Genomic DNA, 20,176 nt, shown 5'->3' on the forward strand with positions numbered 1-20,176 from the left:
CCTGCCCCGTCCGGTGGCCCCGTGCTGCTCCCCCGTTCAGCCCTTGCCCTGCCCCGTGCCCGCCGCCGCCATCGCCGCTCCCACGATGCCCGCGTTGTTCTGGAGCTGTGCGGGGACCATCTCGGCCCGGACCTTCTCGATCAGCGGCAGGAACTTCTCCGCCTTGCGGCTCACACCGCCGCCGATGATGAACAGCTCGGGCGAGAACAGCATCTCCACGTGCAGCAGGTACTTCTGGACCCGGTGCGCCCAGTGCTGCCAGCTGAGGTCCTCGTCCTCCTTGGCCTTCGTGGAGGCGTGCTTCTCAGCCTCGTGGCCGTGCAGCTCCAGGTGGCCCAGCTCGGTGTTGGGGACGAGCCGGCCGTCGGTGAAGACCGCGCTGCCGATGCCCGTGCCGAACGTCAGCAGGATGACCGTGCCCGTGCGGCCCTTGCCCGCGCCGAAGGTCATCTCGGCGACCCCGGCCGCGTCCGCGTCGTTCAGGATGGTGACGGGCCGGCCGATCCGCTCGCCCAGCAGGGTGCGGGCGTCCGTGTCGACCCAGCCCTTGTCGACGTTGGCCGCGGTACGGGTGATCCCGTCCGTGACGACCCCCGGGAACGTGATGCCGATGGGGCCCGACCAGTCGAAGTGGCTGACGACCTCGGCCACGCAATCGGCCACGCCCTTGGGCGTGGCCGGGTGCGGTGTCAATACTTTGTGGCGCTCCCGCGCCAGGTCTCCGAGGTCCAGGTCCACGGGAGCACCCTTGATCCCGGACCCGCCGATGTCCACACCGAAGATCTCCATGGAACCCACGGTACGGGCAGGCCGGGCCCCTTGCGCGGCTACTCGGCGGAAAGGGCGGCGGCCTCGGCGCGCAGGTCGCGGCGCAGTTCCTTGGGGAGGGAGAAGGTGATCGACTCGTCGGCCGTCTTCACCGTCTCCACGTCCGCGTAACCGCGCTTTCCGAGCCACTCCAGGACCCCGTCGACCAGGACGTCGGGGACGGAGGCCCCGGAGGTCAGGCCGACCGTGGTCACGCCCTCCAGCCATGCCTCGTCGATCTCGTCGGCGAAGTCGACCAGGTGGGCGGCGGGGGCTCCGGCGTCCAGGGCGACCTCGACCATGCGGATGGAGTTCGAGGAGTTCTTGGAGCCGACCACGATGACCAGTTCGGCGTCCTCGGCGAGCTTCTTCACCGCGATCTGGCGGTTCTGCGTGGCGTAGCAGATGTCGTCGCTGGGCGGCGAGAGGAGGTTGGGGAACTTCGCCTTGATGGCGTCGACCGTTTCCATCGTCTCGTCGACGGACAGGGTGGTCTGGGAGAGCCAGACGACCTTCGACTCGTCGCGGACCTCGACGTTCGCGACGTCCTCGGGGCCGTCGACCAGGGTGATGTGGTCGGGGGCCTCGCCGGAGGTGCCGATGACCTCCTCGTGACCCTCATGGCCGATCAGGAGGATGTCGTAGTCCTCCTTGGCGTACCGGACGGCTTCCTTGTGGACCTTGGTGACCAGCGGGCAGGTCGCGTCGATGGTGGCGAGCCTGCGCTCGGCGGCCTCCGCGTGGACGGTGGGCGCGACCCCGTGCGCGGAGAACATCACGATGGAACCCTCGGGCACCTCCGCGGTGACGTCCACGAAGATCGCGCCCTTCTTCTCCAGGGTCTGCACGACGTACTTGTTGTGCACGATCTCGTGGCGGACGTAGATCGGGGCCCCGTACTGCTCCAGGGCCTTCTCGACGGCGATCACGGCACGGTCCACGCCCGCGCAGTAGCCACGGGGTGCGGCGAGCAGGACACGGCGGGCAGGAGTAGCAGTCATGCGTCCCATCGTAAGGCCGTGCCGAACAGGCGCGAGGACGGCCGGGTCGGGAGACTGGTCGCGGTGCGCGTGCGATGAATGACGGATGGTGATGGAGGGGCGATGACGTCGGTTCCGGAGAGCGGTCCGGGCAGTGGTCCGGGCAGTGGTCCGGGCAGTGGTTCGGGCAGCAGTGCGGAGCAGGGCAGGCTGCGGCGGACGCTGGGCTTCCGGGATCTGGTCGTCTACGGGCTGCTCTTCATCGCTCCGATGGCACCCGTCGGCGTGTTCGGCACGCTCGACGCGAAGTCCGACGGCGCGGTCGCGCTCGTCTATGTCGTCGCCACCGTCGTCATGGCGTTCACCGCCTTCAGTTACGCCCAGATGGTGCGGGTCGCCCCCTTCGCCGGTTCGGTCTTCACGTATGCCCGCAAGGGGCTCGGGGAAGGGCCGGGGTTCATCGCCGGGTGGATGGCCATGCTCGACTACCTCCTGATCCCGGCCGTCGCCTATCTCTTCTCCGGGATCGCGATGAACGCGCTGGTCCCGGAGGTCTCGCGGTGGGTGTGGACCGCGATCGCGGTACTCGTGACCACCCTGCTCAACCTGTGGGGCGTACGGGCGGCCGCCCGGGTCGGTTTCGCGGTGCTGGCCATGGAGATCGTGGTCCTGCTGGTCTTCGTGGTCTCGGCCGTGGTCGTCCTCGTACGGGACGGGGCGCAGCGCGGTTGGCTGACGCCGCTGACGGGGGACACCGGGTTCTCCATGACGGCGGTGCTGGGGGCCGTGTCGATCGCCGTGCTCTCCTATCTGGGCTTCGATGCCATCGCCTCGTTCGCCGAGGAGGTGACGGGCGGCTCGCAGAAGGTGGCGCGGGCGGTGCTGTTCTGCCTGGTGCTGGCCGGTGTGCTGTTCGTCGCGCAGTCGTACCTGGCGGCGCTGCTGGAGCCGGTGAGCTCGGCGGAGCTGGCGGCCGACCCCGCGGCACAGGGGTCGGCGTTCTACGACGCGGTGGACGCCTCGGTGGGGACCTGGCTGCACGATCTGGTGGCGGTCAGCAAGGCGATCGGCGCCGCGTTCGCCGCGCTGGCGGGGCAGGCCGCCGCCGGGCGCCTCGTCTTCGCGATGGCCCGGGAGCGGCGCCTGCCGCCGTTCCTCGCGAAGGTCGACCCGAAGTCGGGGGTACCGCGGGTGGCGATCCTGTGCGCGGCGATCGTGACGCTGGTGGCCGCGGTGTGGGCGGCCCGGCGCGACGACGGCCTGGACCATCTGGTCTCCGTGGTGGACATCGGGGCCCTGACGGCGTTCATCCTGCTGCACGCGTCGGTGGTCGGCTGGTTCGCCGCACGCCGGATGGCAGGCCCTCCGGTGTGGTGGCGGCATGTCCTCGTCCCGGTGGTCGGCGCGGGAGTGCTGGTCGCGGTCATCGTGGAGGCGACGACGTCCTCCCAGGTGGTGGGCGTCTGCTGGCTCGGGGTGGGGCTTGTGGTGCTGGCGGTGCAGGGGACGGGCCGCCGGGGTGGTGTGAAGGGGTGAGTCCCCCGGGGCCCGTGGTCCTGCGGCCACGCTCCGCGCGGGGCCCCTGTCCTGTGCGGTCCTCCACGCGGGACGGAGTCCTGTGCGGTCCTCCACTCGGGCCCCGGTCCGGTACGGTCCTCCGCGTGGGGCGGGGTCCTGTCGGTGGCTGCCGATACGCTCGCCCGTATGGCTCTCAACACGTCCGCGGAAGCGCCGCTGCCCGTCGGTGAGGTGTCCCGGCTCATCGGCGGGTGGATCGACCGGCTCGGCGCCATCTGGGTGGAGGGGCAGATCACCCAGCTGTCGCGGCGGCCGGGGGCCGGTGTCGTCTTCCTGACGCTGCGCGATCCGTCCCACGACATCTCGGTGAGCGTGACCTGTTTCCGGCAGGTCTTCGACCGGATCGCCGATGTGGTGACGGAGGGCGCGCGCGTCGTCGTGCTGGCCAAGCCCGAGTGGTACGCGCCCCGGGGGCAGCTGTCGCTGCGGGCGACGGACATACGGCCGGTCGGGATCGGCGAGTTGCTCGTACGGCTGGAGCAGCTCAAGAAGTCGCTCGCCGCCGAGGGGCTGTTCGCCCTGGACCGCAAGAAGCCGCTGCCCTTCCTTCCTCAGCTCATCGGGCTGGTCTGCGGGCGCGCCTCCGCCGCCGAGCGCGATGTCCTGGAGAACGCCCGCCGCCGTTGGCCCGCCGTGCGCTTCGAGGTCCGCAACACCGCCGTGCAGGGAGTGAACGCGGTCGCCCAGGTGGTGCAGGCGGTCGAGGAGCTGGACGCGCTGGAGGAGGTCGACGTGATCGTGGTGGCCCGGGGCGGCGGCAGCGTCGAGGATCTGCTGCCGTTCTCCGACGAGCAGCTGATCCGGACCGTGGCCGGCTGCCGTACGCCGGTGGTCTCCGCGATCGGCCACGAGCCGGACTCGCCGCTGCTGGACCTGGTGGCCGATCTGCGTGCCTCCACGCCGACGGACGCGGCCAAGAAGGTCGTCCCCGACGTGGGCGAGGAGCTGGAGCGGGTGCAGCAGTTGCGGGACCGGGCGCTGCGGACCGTACGGGGACTGCTGGACCGCGAGGAGCGGGGGCTCGCCCACGCGCTGGGCCGCCCCGCGATGGAGCGGCCCCAGCGGCTGGTGGACGAGCGCGAGGCCGAGGTGGACGCGCTCCTCGGGCGCAGCCGCCGGGTGCTGGGCCATCTGCTGGACCGGGCCGACTCGGAGCTGTCGCACACGCTCGCCCGGGTCGTCTCGCTGTCGCCAGCCGCGACCCTGGAGCGGGGATACGCGGTGCTCCAGCGGCCCGACGGCCACGTGGTGCGCTCCCCCGACGAGGCCGGGGAGCCCGGCGAGCCGCTGCGGGCGCGGGTCTCGGAGGGCGAGTTCACGGTGCGGGTGGACGGGGCCGGGTGAGGCCGGGAGCGGTACCGGGTGGACGGGTGAGGCCGGGGCGCGGGGCCGGGCGGCCGGACGGGCGCATCTCATGGGCGCGCAGCGCCCGCATTGTCGTAGCAGCTCACACTTAGGGTGGATCACATGACGGACGACGACGGTACGGCGGCGGCTGCCGCCACGGGCACGCTCGGGTATGAGCAGGCGCGCGACGAGCTGATCGAGGTCGTACGCCGGCTGGAGGCGGGCGGCACGACGCTGGAGGAGTCGCTGGCTCTGTGGGAGCGCGGCGAGGAGCTGGCGAAGGCCTGCCGGCACTGGCTGGAGGGCGCCCGCGCCCGGCTGGACGCGGCCCTGGCCGGCCCGCAGGAGGACGGCCAGGGCTGAGCGAGCGCCCGCCGGCCCGACGCCGGCGCATGGGCGGCCGTCGGCGCACGGGCCGGTCCCCTCGCACACGGCAGATACACTGTGCAATGGATCACTCGCGGCCGACTTTAGTTGAAAGTTAACCAATCCCTGGCGTACGTTCGGGACTTCTCCCCACTGCGTACGTTCGGAAGGTTTGCACCAGATGTCCCTCGTTCTCGACTCCGCCGCCCAGGACCTCCTCTTCCGCGAGGCCCGCACCGCCAACACCTTCACCGACGAGCCGGTGACCGACGAGCAGGTCCAGGCGATCTACGACCTGGTCAAGTTCGGTCCGACCGCCTTCAACCAGTCGCCGCTGCGCGTCGTCCTGGTCCGCTCCGCCGAGGGCCGCGAGCGTCTGGTGCAGCACATGGCCGAGGGCAACCGCCCGAAGACCGCCACGGCCCCGCTGGTCGCGATCCTGGCCGCCGACAACGAGTTCCACGAGGAGCTCCCGGCGCTGCTCCCGCACTTCCCGCAGGCCAAGGACATGTTCTTCTCCGAGCGCCCGGCCCGCGAGTCGGCCGCCGGCCTCAACGCCGCGCTGCAGGCCGCCTACTTCATCATCGGCGTCCGCGCCGCCGGCCTGGCCGCGGGTCCGATGACCGGCTACGACGCCGCGGGCGTCCAGAAGGAGTTCCTGGACGACGACCACGCCCCGCTGATGGTCGTCAACATCGGCAAGCCGGGCGAGGACGCCTGGTTCCCGCGCAGCCCGCGCCTCTCCTTCGACGAGGTCGTCACGACCGTCTGAGCCGAGGTCCGCCGCCCGGCCCGCGTTGAGCCCGGCGGTCGAGCCGGGCCGTACAGCCGGATCCGTACAGCCGCTCATACCGAAGGGCCCCGGAACGCTTGCTGCAGCAAGTGTTCCGGGGCCCTTCGCACAGGCGGGTCCGCCGGAGCGGTCCGCGCGTCAGGATGCCGGCTTCGCGGGCGGCGTCATCTTCAGTGCCGCGGCCATCTCGACCAGGCTCGCCTTCGGCGCCGAGCCGGTCACCACCGTGGTGTGTCCCTTCTCCGGCAGAACGAGCGCGTTGTACTTCGCGCCCTCCCAGTACTGCCACTCGCGGCCCGCCACCGTCTCGGTCCGCCCGGTGTCCTTGGCCTTCTGGCTGACGTCGGGGACGTACGTGCCCGCGGCGGCGGTGGACTGCTCGACCGCGACGTACCTGCGGTCCGGGTCGAGGAAGCCCAGGTGCCAGGCGTCACCCGCGGCGTCGTCGTAGCTGACGGAGGTGGCCTTCCACTTCTCCGGCAGGCCCTCCGGCGCGGCCACCGGGTAGGGGGCGGCCGTCCGCACCGTCGCCAGCTCCACGGTGAAGTCGACGGCCTTGACCGGATCGGCGTGCTCGTCCTTCGGGATGAAGATATAGATGACGCCCGCACAGGCGACGATCACCAAGGTCGACAGGATCATGTCCCGGACTGTCTGCTTGCCTCGCTTGCTTGCCACGGGCTCCATGGTGGCACGCAGCCCAACACGCCCGGCCGCAGGGTGCCGGTCACGGCCGTGACACCGAGGTCGCTCATGCGTGACCCGCCCTGCTCATTTTATCGACCTACCGATAGAGTCACAGCACCCTCATATCCGGTCGTCGCCGTACAGAAAGGTGCGCTCCGATGTCCGAGCATCATCTGCCGTCCCAACTGGAGGTCTCCCCGGAGGCCCCCGACCGCAACCTGGCCCTGGAGTTGGTCCGGGTCACCGAGGCCGCCGCCATGGCAGCCGGGCGCTGGGTGGGCCGCGGCGACAAGATCGGCGCCGACGGCGCCGCCGTGAAGGCCATGCGGACCCTCGTCTCGACCGTCTCGATGAACGGCGTCGTCGTCATCGGCGAGGGCGAGAAGGACGAAGCCCCCATGCTGTTCAACGGCGAACGGGTCGGCGACGGCACCGGCGCCGAGGTCGACATCGCCGTCGACCCGATCGACGGCACCACCCTCAACGCCAAGGGCATGCCGAACGCCATCGCCGTGCTGGCGGCGGCCGACCGCGGCGCGATGTTCGACCCGTCCGCGGTCTTCTACATGGACAAGCTGGTCACGGGGCCCGAGGCGGCGGACTTCGTCGACATCAACGCGCCCGTGTCGGTGAACATCCGGCGCGTGGCGCGGGCGAAGAACGCCATGCCCGAGGACGTCACCGTCGTCATCCTCGACCGCCCCCGGCACGAGGGCATCGTCAAGGAGATCCGGGAGACCGGCGCGCGGATCAAGTTCATCTCCGACGGCGATGTCGCGGGCTCGATCATGGCGGCCCGCGAGGGCACCGGCATCGACCTGCTGATGGGCATCGGCGGGACGCCCGAGGGCATCATCTCGGCGTGCGCCATAAAGTGCCTCGGCGGCGTCATCCAGGGCAAGCTCTGGCCAAAGGACGAGGCCGAGCGGCAGCGGGCGCTGGACGCGGGTCACGATCTGGACCGGGTGCTGTCGACCGACGACCTGGTCAGCGGCGACAACGTGTTCTTCGTGGCGACGGGGATCACCGACGGTGAGCTGATGCGCGGTGTGCGGTACCGCGCGGAGGAGGCGACCACCGAGTCGATCGTGATGCGTTCGAAGTCCGGCACGATCCGGACGATCTCCTCGACCCACCGGCTGTCGAAGCTGCGCGCCTACAGCGCCATCGACTTCGACCGCGCGAAGTAGCCGGTAGCCCGGGGACGAAGGAGGAGGGGGTGCGGGAGCGAACCACCGCTCCCCGCACCCCCTCCCCGCATGCGCGTGTACGTTCAGCCCGCCGCGGCTATGTGCTCGGCCGTCGTCGCGGCCGTGAGCTCGATGTCCCGCCGTCGTCGCCGGGCCAGCGCCACCCGGCGCTCGGCCGCGGTGAGCCCGCCCCACACCCCGTACGGCTCGGGCTGCATCAGTGCGTGTTCCCGGCACTCCACCATGACCGGGCACCGGGCGCAGACCCGCTTGGCGGCCTCCTCGCGGGCCAGCCGGGCGGCGGTCGGTTCCTTCGACGGGGCGAAGAACAGGCCCGCCTCGTCACGGCGGCAGGCCGCCTCGGAATGCCAGGGACCCGCATCGTCCTCCCGAGCGGGGGTCCGCTGGGCCGGAACGGCGGCGACCTGCAGAGGCTGATGCGGCGGTTGCAGCACGGTCTACTCCTGACGACGGCTACGGCTTCGCGAGCGAGAGACGATGCAGCACTCCCTACCCGCTGTGCGTAACGCCTATGCACTGCGTGGCACCGGCGCGTGACGCACCGCAATGCGCCCCTGCGGCATTCTGGCCGATTACCGGTTATCGGAGGCCGTCCGCCCCGCCCTATTCGGTGGCCGGTTCAGTGACCGATTCAGTGGCCGAGATGTTTGCGCAGCCGCTGCTGAAGGTCCGCGACGAACTTGCCCCGCTTCGGCCTGGCTTCCACGGACCCGAACACGGAATAGCCGTTCACCACGACGACCGGCGCTTCCTGGTCCGGCGATTCCAACGTCCGCACTTCGAAGCTGCCGAAGACGCCCGTGCCGTTGCCGCGCAGGGAAATGTTCTCCGGCACCCGGACGTCGACACTGCCGAAGATGGACGTCGCATTGATGACGGTGAAGCGTTGGCCGAAAAGCGCTTCGGTCAGATCGATCTCCACGCTGCCGAAGAGCGCGAAGGCGTTCGTCCGGCCGCCGACCCGCCAACGGCCCTTGCGGGTGGCGCTGCTGAAGACCGCGACGAGATTCTCCGCGGGACCGTCCGGAGCTTCAGGGCCGTAGGCGTACTGCCGCGCGTCCGGGCGCGGGGCGGCGCTGGAGCCGGCGGAGGCGGGCAGGTCCCGGACCAACGGCTGGAGCTCGCCGACGGTCCTGGCCCGGTAGACCAGGTCGATCCGCTCCGCGTGCTCGTCCGCCGTCAGGCGGCCCTCGGCCATCGCCTCTCGCAGGATGTCCGCGATCCGGTCACGGTCGGCGTCGGAGGCGCGGATGCCATCGGCGTCCAGGACTTCGGCGGGCGGCGGGACGGCCGGCTCGACAGGCTGCTGGGGCTGCTTCTCTAGGTCCACCGACCCAGCGTACCCAAACGCGATAGATCGCGACTACCCCTCCAACCGGCGTGCCCCGGCCCGACCGGTGTGCCCCGGGCCCCGGCCTCCGGGGGACCGTCCAGGTGAGCCTTACCTCACAGGATCCTCCGGCAGGCGGCGCTCTACCCTGGTGGGTGCGCTGCCCGAGGGAGGTCAGCCGCTGTCGCCGAGTGAGGAATGGCCGTCATGGCAGAGTTTGCGTACTCCGATCTGCTCCCCCTGGGGGAGGACACCACGCCGTACCGTCTGGTGACCGCCGAGGGTGTCTCCACCTTCGAGGCCGACGGGCGTACGTTCCTCAAGGTCGACCCGGAGGCGCTGCGTACGCTGGCCGCCGAGGCGATGCACGACATCTCGCACTACCTGCGCCCGGCCCACCTGGCGCAGCTGCGGCGGATCGTCGACGACCCGGAGGCGTCCTCCAACGACAAGTTCGTGGCGCTGGACCTCCTGAAGAACGCGAACATCGCCGCCGCGGGCGTCCTGCCGATGTGCCAGGACACCGGTACGGCGATCGTCATGGGCAAGCGCGGGCAGAACGTGCTGACCGAGGGCGGTGACGAACAGGCCCTGTCGCACGGGATCTACGACGCGTACACCAAGCTCAACCTGCGCTATTCGCAGATGGCCCCGCTGACCATGTGGGACGAGAAGAACACCGGCTCGAACCTCCCGGCCCAGATCGAGCTGTACGCCACCGACGGCGGCGCGTACAAGTTCCTCTTCATGGCGAAGGGCGGCGGCTCGGCCAACAAGTCGTTCCTCTACCAGGAGACGAAGGCCGTCCTGAACGAGGCCTCCATGATGTCGTTCCTGGAGGAGAAGATCCGCTCGCTGGGGACCGCGGCCTGTCCGCCGTACCACCTGGCGATCGTGGTCGGCGGCACGTCGGCGGAGTTCGCACTGAAGACCGCCAAGTACGCCTCCGCGCACTACCTGGACGAGCTGCCCGCCGAGGGCTCACCCACCGGGCACGGCTTCCGGGACAAGGAGCTGGAGGAGAAGGTCTTCGAGCTGACGCAGCGGATCGGGATCGGCGCCCAGTTCGGCGGCAAGTACTTCTGCCACGACGTGCGCGTGGTGCGGCTGCCCCGGCACGGGGCCTCGCTGCCCGTCGCCATCGCCGTGTCCTGCTCGGCGGACCGCCAGGCCACCGCGAAGATCACCGCCGAGGGCGTCTTCCTGGAGCAGTTGGAGAAGGACCCGGCGCGCTTCCTCCCCGACACCACCGACGAGCACCTCGACGAGGCCGGCGGGGACGTCGTGGAGATCGACCTCAACCGGCCGATGGACGAGGTGCTGGCCGAGCTGACCAAGTACCCGGTCAAGACCCGGCTCTCGCTGACCGGCCCGCTGGTCGTGGCCCGCGACATCGCCCACGCCAAGATCAAGGAACGTCTTGACGCGGGCGAGGAGATGCCGCAGTACCTGAAGGACCACCCGGTGTACTACGCGGGCCCGGCGAAGACGCCCGAGGGGTACGCCTCCGGTTCCTTCGGCCCGACGACGGCCGGCCGGATGGACTCCTACGTGGAGCAGTTCCAGGCGGCGGGCGGCTCGAAGGTGATGCTCGCCAAGGGCAACCGCAGCAAACAGGTCACCGACGCCTGCGACGCGCACGGCGGCTTCTACCTCGGCTCGATCGGCGGCCCGGCGGCCCGCCTCGCGCAGGACTGCATCAAGAAGGTCGAGGTCGTCGAGTACGAGGAGCTCGGCATGGAGGCGGTCTGGCGCATCGAGGTCGAGGACTTCCCCGCGTTCGTCGTCGTCGACGACAAGGGCAACGACTTCTTCACCGAGCCCGCCCCGGCGCCGACGTTCACCAGCATTCCGGTGCGGGGGCCCGGTCTCGGCTGACCCCGCCCCGTACGCACGAAGGAGGGCCCGTCCGCGTGGACGGGCCCTCCTCGTTACGTTCTCAGCCGTCCAGCAGGCCCGATGTCGCGACCAGGTACCCCAGCTGCGCCCGGCTGTTGCTGCCCAGCTGCTCGGAGACCTTGCGCATGTGCTCGGCGACGCTGCGGCGGCTCATGCCGATCCGGCGGGCGATGGCGGCGTCCGTCTCGCCGTTGACGACGGCCTGGAGGATGGCGCGCTGGAGGTCGGAGGTGACGACGGGGGTGCGCAGCGGCGCGCGTTCGGGGCGGACCGGCACCGCGCGGGACCACGCCTCGTCGAAGTGCCGGACCAGGAAGCGGACCAGCGACGGGTGCTGGACCCGCAGGGCGTTGTGCGGTTCGTCGGAGAACGGGACGAAGGCGAGATCCCGGTCGAAGACGATGAACCGGTCCATGACCTCGGCCAGGGTCCTGATCTCGGCGCCCTCGGCGGTCACCTGCTCGATGTAGGCGAGCGTGGTGCGGTCCGAGCGGACGGTGTGCTGGTAGAGGGTGCGCTGCCGGATGCCGCGGCGCAGGTTGCCCAGATCGCGCGGGAGCGACTCCTCCAGGACGTGGGCCGGGCGTCCGCCGCCAGGGTGTGCGGTGCGGACCTCGGCGCGGCAGCCGCTGACCCCGGCGTCCAGGGCCTTGCTGATGACGGCCTCGCCGGAGAGCCGGGTGAGGGCGGGACGTTCCTGCCGGTGCATCTCGGTGTAGAGGCCCTCGAAAGCGGCGAGGGTGGCGCGGGCGGAGCGCAGAGTGCGGCGCTGCTCGACGATCGCCTCCTCGATCGGGGCGAGGGCGGCGAACGAGGCGGTCTCCGGCGGTACGGGGATGAGGTAGCCGGGCGACTCCTGGTCGGCCACCATCAGGTGCAGGGACCGCAGGCAGCGGGGAGCCGAGGCGGCCGGGAGGCTGCCCTCCGTCAGCGCACGGCGATAGGCCGCGAGCGCCGCCTCGCAGGGTTGTTCCGGTATCGACCGGTCCGAGGGTGATTCACGGCAATCACATACCGGTGAGGGGGAATGATCGTCCTTCACAAGGGTGCAGATTACCTTTGTGCAATCGGGAGCACCCCGCCCGGCGCCCGGGCTCGACGAGTATGTCCGGGTGACATCTGGAATCGACGACGCGGACGGACCGAAGGCGAACGAGGCGGACGGCGGTGCCGGGAAGGACCGGGGCACCGCGGTCTCCGAGCGCAGTTTTCGATTCCTCGTCGCCGGATACGCGGTGTCTTCCTACGGCACATTCCTGAATATGGTGGCGCTCAATCTCTTCGTCTACGAGACGACGGGCCTGGCGCTGGCCATGGGGCTGTTCATGGCGGTGCGGCTCGCCTCCGGATTTGTCGCCGGTCTCGTCGTGGGCGGTCTGCTCGCCCGTTTCAGCGCGAAAAGCATCATGCTGTGGGCGAATGTCGGCCAGGGCGGTGTGATGCTGGTGCTCATCCTGGCGCCCGAGAGTCTGGTGACCGGGGCGCTGACGGCCGTCTCGGTGGTGATCGGGGCGTGCGGGACGCTGTTCATGGTGGCGTTGCGCAGTTCGATTCCGGAGATGGTCGGGGAGGACCGCAGATCCTGGGCGAACTCCCTTTCGATCACCGGCCGTTCGCTGGCCATGGTGGCAGGGTTCGCCTCGGCGGGTGTGGTGGTCTCCCTCGTCGGGTACACCGCCGCGTTCCTGCTGGACATGGCGACGTTCGTGGTCTGCGCGGTGACGGTGGCCCTGCTGCCGATCGCGGGCGGCAAGGGGGCGGGCAGCAGCACCCCTGGGGCCGCTAAGGACGCTTCGAGGACCGGGGAGGGCGCTTCGAGGGCCGGGGAGGGCAGGAGGCGGTGGAGGCCCGTGGCCTTCCTCGTGCTCGCCGCCGCACCCGGTCTGGGCCTGATGGTGGCCCTGCGCGGGGTCGACGCGTTCGGTTCCTCGTCCCACAACGCGGCACTGCCGATCTACTCCACCTCGCTGGACGCCTCGAACCCCGCGGTGTTCGTGAGTGCGTTCTGGTGCGTGTGGGCACTCGGCAACATCGGGGCCCAGCAGGTGATCCAGCGGTACACGCAGCGCACCGGGCGCACCGTGGGGGCGCTCGGCTTCGGCTACGGCACGGTGGTGATGTCGGCTGCGTTCATCGCGGCGTTCGCCGGGTTTCCACCGGCCGTCACGGCGGTGATCGCGCTGATCGCGGGGGCCGCTGACGGTCTCACCGAGGGCGCGTACACCTCACATCTCCAGACACTTCCGGCCACCTTGCGCGGTCACGCCTTCGGCCTTTCGGCCACTTTCGAGAACCTCGGTTTCGGCGTCGGCATGATCCTGGTGGCGGCGGCCCTCGACCGGTTCTCCCCACTGGCCGTGGTGGGCTGGTCCCACGGCGCCGCCATCGTCGTCGCCGTGGTGTTCCTGCTGAGGGTGGCGGGACTGCGGCGGCGGGCGGAGCATGCGGGGCGCACAGAGCGCACGAGGCGTACAGGGCGTACAGGGTGTACGGGGCTGCGAAAGGAAGAAGCCGTTGAGGGACGACCGGATCGCGGTGATCGGGACGGCGCTGAGGTTTCCCGGGGCTGACACTCCCGAGGCGTACTGGCGCGACATCCGGACGGGCACGAGCCGTGTACGCCGTTTCACCCGGGCCGAGTTCGCCGCGGCCGGGGTCCCGGCGGCGCAGTACGAGCGGCCGGGGTTCGGCGGGGCGAGCGCCCTCCTGGCGGATGTGGACGGCTTCGACGCCGGGTTCTTCGGGATGAGCGGGCGGGAGGCGGAGCTCACCGATCCGCAGCAGCGGCTGTTCCTGGAATGCTGCTTCCACGCCCTGGAGGACGGGGGTTACGCGGGCGCCGAGAACCGTCACGCGGATGGTGGAGGCGGTTACTCGGGTGGTGGAGGCGGCTATGCGGGCGGCGACGGCGACTCCGTACGGATCGGGGTGTACGGCAGCTCCGGATACCGCCTGTACTCACTGCACAGCTATCTGGCGGCGAACCTGGCGGCGGAGGCCGGCTCGGGCGACTGGATGACCGCCAAGCAGGTCCAGGTCGGCAACTACCCGGACTTCACGGCCACCCGGGCCGCCTTCCGGCTCGGCCTGACGGGTCCGGCCCTGACCGTCTCCACGGCCTGTTCCAGCGCCCTGGTCTCGGTGCATCTGGCCTGCCAGGCGCTGCGCGCCGGGGACGCGGACCTGATGCTGGTGGGCTCCGCCGCCCTGCACCTCCCGCAGGTCACCGGACAGGTCCCGGTGAAGGGCTCCACCCTCTCCCCCACCGGCACCGTCCGGGCGTTCGACGCGGACGCTGACGGCACGGTCGGAGGGAACGGGGCCGCCGCCGTCCTCCTCAAGCCGTTGCGGAAGGCGCTGGCCGACGGCGACACCGTGCACGCGGTGGTCCTGGGCTCGGCGGTCACCAACGACGGCTCGGACAAGACCACCAACGGCGGTTCCGGCACGGGGGGGTTCGCCGCCCCCGGGGTCGCCGGGCAGCGGGACGCGGTGCTCGGGGCGCTGCGCGCGGCGGACGTCGACGCGGCGTCGATCGGTTACGTGGAGGCGCACGGCACGGGCACGCTGAAGGGTGACCCGATCGAGTTCGCCGCCCTGACCGAGGCGTTCCGCGCGCACACCGACCGGACCGGCTTCTGCGCCCTCGGCTCGACCAAGCCCGCCATCGGCCATCTGGACAGTGCGGCGGGGCTCGCGGGGCTGATCAAGGCCGTGGAGGTGCTGCGGCACGGGGTGGTCCCGCCACTGGTGAACTTCTCCCGGCCCAACCCGGCGCTGCCGTTGGCCGACAGCCCGTTCCTGCTGCCGGTACGGGAGCGGTCCTGGCCGTCGGCGGGGGTGCGGCGGGCCGGTGTGCACTCCATCGGCATGGGCGGTACGAACGCTCACGTGATCCTGGAACAGGCGCCGGAGCCCGTGCCCCCCGCACCCGCGACGATCTCCGCACCCGCGAAGACCTCCGCGCCCACGCTGCTGCCGCTCTCGGCCGCGGACGGGGACGCGCTGCGGGCGTACGCCGGCTCCCTGCGGGACCACCTGGCGGGCGGCCCGGCCCCCGCTCCCTCCCCCGCCGATCTGCTCACCACCACCGCGCTCGGGCGGCGGCTCCTGCCGCACCGGCTGGTCGTCACGGACGCCGACCCGGTGGCCGGACTCGACGCGTTCCTGTCCGGGGCGCCGGCCGGTGAGGCGTACACGACCGGAGTCGTCGGTGCCGCGAGGCAGCCGGCTTTCCTGTTCAGCGGCCAGGGCGGCGGGCATCCGGGCATGGGCGCGGAACTCGCCGCGCGCTTCCCGGTGGTGGCCCAGGTGCTGGAGACCTGCGCCCGGGTGTACGCGGAGGAGACCGGGCGGGACGACTTCCTGGACCGCGTCGTCGCCGGGCGGGGCCCCGGGCGCTGGGACACCGCCTTCGCCCAGCCCGCCCTGTTCGCCCTCCAGATCGCCCAGGCCCGGCTGTGGGAGCGGCTCGGGATCACCCCGGTGCGCGTCGCCGGGCACAGCGTCGGCGCGTACGCGGCGCTGTGCGTGGCCGGGGCGCTGGAGACCGAGGACGCGATGCGGCTGGTGTGCGGACGCGGGCGGCTGATGCGGGAGCGGGCCGCCCCGGGCGCCATGGTCTCCGCGTTCGTCCCCCGGACCCGGGTGCGGGAGCTGCTGGCCGCCGTCCCCGGGCTGGAGCTCGCCGTGGTCAACGGTGCGGCCCACCATGTACTGGGCGGCCCTCCGGAGGCCGTGGACGCGGCACGGGCCCTGCTGGCGGCGCGGGGTGAGGCGTACGAGGTGCTGGCGGTGGACCGGGCTTTCCACACGGCACTGCTCGACCCGGCGCTGGAGGAGTTCCGGATGCTGGCCGAAAAGGCGGAAACGCACCCTCTGCACACGGAGTTCGTCGACGGCATCGACGGCACGGTCCGCCCCGCCGGGTGGCGGCCGGACGCCGCCTACCTGGTCGCGCAGGCCCGCCGCACGGCCGACTTCGCCGCCGTCCTGGACCGGCTGGCCAGGGCCCCGGAGTGCGGTTCGCCGCAGGGCGGCCCACCGCTGCTGCTGGAGCTGGGACCGTCCGCCGTGCTGACGGGCCTGGTCCGCCGGTCGCTGCCGGACGCGGTCTGCGTGCCGACGCTGCGGTGGGAGCGGGCGGTGGCCGCACTGCACTGCGCCGGGGCCGGGGTGGACTGGGCCGCGCTGCTCGACGGCTGCGGCGGCCGGCGCGTCCGGCTGCCCACGTATCCCTACCAGCGCCGCCCCCACTGGAGGGGCCCGGCCCCGTACACACCCCCGGCACCCCTCACACCACCCACAACGCTTCCACGCTCCACGGAGGACCGCATGACCGAACAGGCCGTACTCGACAGGGTGCTGGAGCTGACCGCTCGCCATCTCGGGCATCGGCCCGACGAGGTGGCCGCCGACCGCACCTTCGTCGGCCTCGGCGCGGACTCGCTCCAGCTCATCGGGATGGTGCGGCAACTGGAGGCCGAGTTCGGCACGGAGATCAGCATGCGGGAGATCCTGGAGGATGCGGGCACACCCCTGCTGGCGGCCGCGCTGATAGCCGGGCGAAAGGCTCCCGCGATACCCGTGGAGCCGACGCCCGCCCACACACCCGCGTCGCCCGCCCACACACCCGCGCGCGTCGCCGACGAGGCCGCGTACGCCACCCGGGCCGAGATCGCCGCTCTCTCCGAGCAGATACGTCAACTGGCCGAGACTCAGGCCGCGATGCTCACCCAGCTCTCCGAGGCCGTCGCCCTGCTGACCTCCCGCACCGGGACGGACACGCGATGAGCGCGACGACACGTGCGTCCGCCGACGCCGTGGCCAGGGCGGCGGAGCTGTCCCGCCGGCTCTCCCGTCAGCTCGCGGCGGCCCGGAGCCAGGTCCCGGCTGACGGCTCGGAGCCCAGCGCCGGGGAGACCACGTCGGAGCCCGCCGCCGGGGCGAGCGCCCACGGCCCCCGCCTCGTCGTCGACGCGGCGGGTGGGATGGCCGGGGCGGGGGCCGACGAAGCGCAACGGGGCCACACCGCTTCCCTGATCCGCCGGTTCACCGAACGGACCCGCACGTCCAAGGAGCTGGCCCAGCAGCACCGTTCGGCGCTCGCCGACAGCCGGGCCGTCGTGGGGTTCCGGGACGCCACCAAGGAGATGCTCTACCCGATCGCGGCCCGCTCGGCGCACGGCTCCCGGCTCACCGACGTGGACGGCAACGCGTACACCGACATCACCATGGGCTTCGGCGCCCTGCTCCTCGGCCACGAGGCGGAGCCCGTCACCGAGGCCGTGCGCCGCCATCTCTCCGACGGGCTGCGCTTCGGCCCCCGATCCCCCGACACCGGGGAGGCCGCCGCCCTGCTGGCCTCGCTGACCGGCATGGAGCGGGTCGCCTTCGCCTCGTCCGGCACGGAGGCGAACTCGGCGGCGATCCGGCTGGCGCGGGCCGCGACCGGGCGCGACAAGGTCGTCATGTTCCGGGGCTCGTACCACGGGCACATCGACTCCGTGCTCGGCCGCCCCGGCGGGCCCGGTGAGCACTCCGTGCCCGTGTCGCGGGGCATCCCGGCCAGCGCAGTGGCGGAGCTGATCGTGCTGGAGTACGGGAGCGACGAGGCTCTGGAGACGATCGACGCCCTCGGGGACACGATCGCCGCCGTGCTCGTCGAGCCCGTGCAGTGCCGCAACCCGGGCCTGCGGCCAGTGGAGTTCGTGCGCTCGCTGCGCGAACTCACCACCCACCGGGGCATCGTGCTGCTCTTCGACGAGATGCTGACCGGACTCCGACCTCACCCGCGGGGCGCCCAGCACCACTTCGGGGTGGTCCCGGACCTCGCCACGTACGGAAAGGCGCTCGGGGCCGGCTTCCCGATCGGCGCGGTGGCCGGGCGGGCGGATCTGCTCGACGGGGTGGACGGCGGGTTCTGGCGGTACGGGGAGCCCGGCGGCCCCTCGCGCGAGACCACGTTCTTCGGCGGCACGTACATGCAGCACCCGCTGTCGATGGCGGCGGCCCGCGCGGTGCTCACCCACCTCGCCGAGCGGGGCCCCGGCCTCCAGAGCGGACTGAACGCCCGCACCCGGGCACTCGCGGACCGGCTCAACGCCTTCTTCCGTGACGAGGAGTTCCCGCTGGAACTCGCCCACTTCGGTTCGATGTTCCGGTTCAGGCACCGCGCGGACCTGGAGTTGCTCTACCACCACCTCCAACTGCGCGGTGTGTACGTATGGGAGTGGCGCAGCTTCTACCTCTCCACCGCCCACACGGAGGAGGACGTGAACCAGGTCGCGGAGGCGGTGGAGGGCTCGTTGCGGGAGCTGCGCGACGGCGGGTTCTTCCCCCGGTCCGCCCGCCCGGCTGCCGTGGCGCGTGCCGAAGTCCGGCGCCCGGCACCTGACTTCGGCCTCTACTTCTTCGGCGACTGCCCGGAGGACACCGAGCCCGGCACCGGCACCGGAACCGGCACGCCCGAGGCGTACGACACCGTCTTCGAGACCGCGCGCTTCGCCGACGAGCACGGCTTCTCCTCCGTCTGGCTGCCCGAGCGGCACTTCGACTCCTTCGGCGGGATCTTCCCGAACCCCGCCGTGCTCGCCTCCGCCGTGGCCCGCGAGACCGAACACATCCGGATCAACGCGGGCTCCGTCGTCCTCCCGCTGCACGATCCGGTGCGGGTCGCCGAGGAGTGGTCGGTGGTCGACAACCTCTCCGGCGGCCGGGTCGGCATCGGCTGCGCCACCGGCTGGCACGCCCGGGACTTCGCCCTGCACCCGGACCGGTTCGCAGACCGGCGGCGGATCGCCTTCGACCACCTCGACGAGGTGCGACGGCTGTGGCGCGGGGACGCGGTGCGGCGGCGCACGGGCGAGGGCGCGGAGGCGGAGGTCCGGATCCGCCCGCGCCCGGTGCAGGAGGAGCCGCCGTTCTTCCTGGCCACCTCCGGGCAGCGCGCGTCGTACGAGGAAGCGGCCCGGCGCGGGCTGGGTGTCGTCACCAACCTGATGAGCCAGACCGTGGAGGAGCTGGCCGCGAACATCGCCCACTACCGGCGTACACGAGCGGTGTGCGGGCTGGACCCCGCGGCCGGGCGGGTGACGGTGCTGGCGCACACCTATCTCGGCGACGACCACGCCACCGCCCGGGCCGAGGCGCTGGAGCCGATGGTGCGGTATCTGCGGTCCTCGCTGCTGATGCGCTCGGCGGCCACGGCGGCGGGGCAGCGGCGTGAGGACGTGGCGGCGGCGAGCGAGGAGGACCTGGACTACCTGTTCCGCCGGGCCTACGACCGCTACTGCGACCAGCGGGCCCTGATCGGTACGCCGGAGAGCGTCGCCCCGTTCGTCGACGCGCTGCACACGGCCGGGGTGGACGAGATCGCCGCGCTGGTGGACTTCGGCATGGACCGGGAGCGGCTGCGGTCGGGGCTGGAGCGCCTGGACGTGCTGCGCCGCCGGACGCGGGAGCGGGACACCGGGAAGCGGGACACCGGGAAGCGGGACACCCGAGAACAGGACGCCCAGGAGCCGGACGCCCAGGAGCCGGACGCCCGGGAGCAGGACGCCCGGGAGCGGGACACCGTCGCGCCCGCCACCTCGGCGCAGCGCCGGTTGTGGCTGGCCGCGCAGTTGATGGAGAACCCGGCGGCGTACAACGAGACGCAGGCCGTACGGCTGCGCGGGCCGCTGGACGTGACGGCTCTGCGGACGGCGGTCGACGGGCTGGTCGAGCGGCACGCGGGGCTCCGGACGGTGTTCCGGGGTGAGGAGGAAGCCGGTGTCGTCCAGGTCGTCCGGGAAGGGGTCCGGATCCCTCTGACGGTCACCGACGCCGGGGGGCGGGACGCCGAGCGGGCGATCGGGGCGCTGCTCTCCGAGGAGAGCGGCCGGGCCTACGACCTGGCCGGGGGCCCGCTGTTCACGCCCCGGCTGCTCCGGCTGGCCGAGGACGATCACGTCCTGGTCCTCGGCATGCACCACATCATCACGGACGCCCACTCCGCCGCGCTGGTCGCCGGCGACCTCCGGGAGCTGTACACGGCGGCCCGCGCCGGACGCCCGCCCGCCTTCGAGCGTCCCGCCGGAACGACCGTCGGGGCCCCCGAGCCCGCGTACGACGCGGCCGACCTGGCCTGGTGGCGCGAGCTGCTGGGCGACAGGCCACCGGTGCCCGTCCTGCCGAC

At 71.9% G+C, this 20,176-nt stretch carries 15 protein-coding genes; 9 read left to right on the forward strand and 6 right to left on the reverse strand.

Features of this window, described 5'->3' with window-relative positions:
• Positions 1-36: 36 nt before the first annotated feature.
• Positions 37-789, reverse strand: coding sequence for a polyphosphate--glucose phosphotransferase (ppgK, locus tag B9S58_RS17130; protein ID WP_103532963.1), 753 nt, complete (start codon positions 787-789; stop codon positions 37-39).
• Positions 790-827: 38 nt separating this feature from the next.
• The gene (locus B9S58_RS17135) at positions 828-1,817 is read right to left on the reverse strand and encodes a 4-hydroxy-3-methylbut-2-enyl diphosphate reductase (RefSeq protein WP_181009345.1); all 990 of its coding nucleotides are present in this window, start codon (positions 1,815-1,817) and stop codon (positions 828-830) included.
• A 93-nt stretch (positions 1,818-1,910) separates the two neighbouring features.
• Between B9S58_RS17135 and B9S58_RS17140 the strand changes: the two genes are divergently transcribed.
• The 4 genes from B9S58_RS17140 to B9S58_RS17155 all read left to right on the forward strand — a co-directional run bounded on the left by B9S58_RS17140 (position 1,911) and on the right by B9S58_RS17155 (position 5,850).
• The gene (locus tag B9S58_RS17140) at positions 1,911-3,323 is read left to right on the forward strand and encodes an APC family permease (RefSeq protein ID WP_103532965.1); all 1,413 of its coding nucleotides are present in this window, start codon (positions 1,911-1,913) and stop codon (positions 3,321-3,323) included.
• A 168-nt stretch (positions 3,324-3,491) separates the two neighbouring features.
• Entirely contained in the window at positions 3,492-4,709 is a 1,218-nt protein-coding gene (xseA, locus tag B9S58_RS17145) for an exodeoxyribonuclease VII large subunit (RefSeq protein WP_103532966.1), read from the forward strand.
• 123 nt (positions 4,710-4,832) lie between these two features.
• Positions 4,833-5,075 carry an exodeoxyribonuclease VII small subunit gene (locus tag B9S58_RS17150; RefSeq protein WP_103532967.1) on the forward strand — a complete coding sequence of 81 codons (243 nt, stop codon included), beginning with the start codon at positions 4,833-4,835 and terminating at the stop codon, positions 5,073-5,075.
• A 184-nt stretch (positions 5,076-5,259) separates the two neighbouring features.
• Positions 5,260-5,850, forward strand: a complete 591-nt coding sequence (locus tag B9S58_RS17155; protein ID WP_103532968.1) for a malonic semialdehyde reductase — start codon at positions 5,260-5,262, stop codon at positions 5,848-5,850.
• A gap of 159 nt (positions 5,851-6,009) precedes the next feature.
• Here B9S58_RS17155 and B9S58_RS17160 read toward each other — a convergent pair whose 3' ends face one another.
• Entirely contained in the window at positions 6,010-6,558 is a 549-nt protein-coding gene (locus tag B9S58_RS17160) for a DUF4245 domain-containing protein (RefSeq protein WP_103532969.1), read from the reverse strand.
• Between the two features lie 158 nt (positions 6,559-6,716).
• Here B9S58_RS17160 and glpX point away from each other — a divergent pair, with 158 nt between their 5' ends.
• On the forward strand, positions 6,717-7,748 hold the full coding sequence (gene glpX, locus B9S58_RS17165; protein ID WP_103532970.1) for a class II fructose-bisphosphatase: 1,032 nt from the start codon (positions 6,717-6,719) through the stop codon (positions 7,746-7,748).
• An 83-nt stretch (positions 7,749-7,831) separates the two neighbouring features.
• On the opposite strand, the gene B9S58_RS17170 is transcribed toward glpX, so the two are convergent.
• Positions 7,832-8,203, reverse strand: a complete 372-nt coding sequence (locus B9S58_RS17170; RefSeq protein ID WP_096627193.1) for a WhiB family transcriptional regulator — start codon at positions 8,201-8,203, stop codon at positions 7,832-7,834.
• Between the two features lie 197 nt (positions 8,204-8,400).
• Positions 8,401-9,099 (reverse strand): DUF1707 domain-containing protein, encoded by a 699-nt coding sequence (locus B9S58_RS17175; protein WP_103532971.1) that lies wholly within the window; start codon positions 9,097-9,099, stop codon positions 8,401-8,403.
• 207 nt (positions 9,100-9,306) lie between these two features.
• Here B9S58_RS17175 and B9S58_RS17180 point away from each other — a divergent pair, with 207 nt between their 5' ends.
• A complete protein-coding gene (locus B9S58_RS17180) occupies positions 9,307-10,977 on the forward strand; it encodes a fumarate hydratase (protein WP_103532972.1) in 1,671 nt (556 codons plus the stop codon).
• 61 nt (positions 10,978-11,038) lie between these two features.
• On the opposite strand, the gene B9S58_RS17185 is transcribed toward B9S58_RS17180, so the two are convergent.
• Positions 11,039-12,040, reverse strand: a complete 1,002-nt coding sequence (locus B9S58_RS17185; protein WP_103532973.1) for a LuxR C-terminal-related transcriptional regulator — start codon at positions 12,038-12,040, stop codon at positions 11,039-11,041.
• 220 nt (positions 12,041-12,260) lie between these two features.
• On the opposite strand from B9S58_RS17185, the gene B9S58_RS17190 reads away from it, so the two are divergent.
• From B9S58_RS17190 to B9S58_RS17200, 3 genes are all read left to right on the forward strand, one after another.
• Positions 12,261-13,568 (forward strand): MFS transporter, encoded by a 1,308-nt coding sequence (locus B9S58_RS17190; RefSeq protein WP_374935687.1) that lies wholly within the window; start codon positions 12,261-12,263, stop codon positions 13,566-13,568.
• The gene (locus B9S58_RS17195; protein ID WP_103532974.1) at positions 13,513-16,791 is read left to right on the forward strand and encodes a type I polyketide synthase; all 3,279 of its coding nucleotides are present in this window, start codon (positions 13,513-13,515) and stop codon (positions 16,789-16,791) included. The genes B9S58_RS17190 and B9S58_RS17195 overlap by 56 nt, the downstream gene beginning before the upstream one ends.
• Positions 16,788-20,176 (forward strand): MupA/Atu3671 family FMN-dependent luciferase-like monooxygenase (locus B9S58_RS17200; RefSeq protein WP_146063521.1); only part of this gene is annotated, 3,389 nt, incomplete at its 3' end. The genes B9S58_RS17195 and B9S58_RS17200, both read left to right, overlap by 4 nt.

This window comes from Streptomyces sp. SM11 (assembly GCF_002910905.1).
GTDB lineage: Bacteria > Actinomycetota > Actinomycetes > Streptomycetales > Streptomycetaceae > Streptomyces.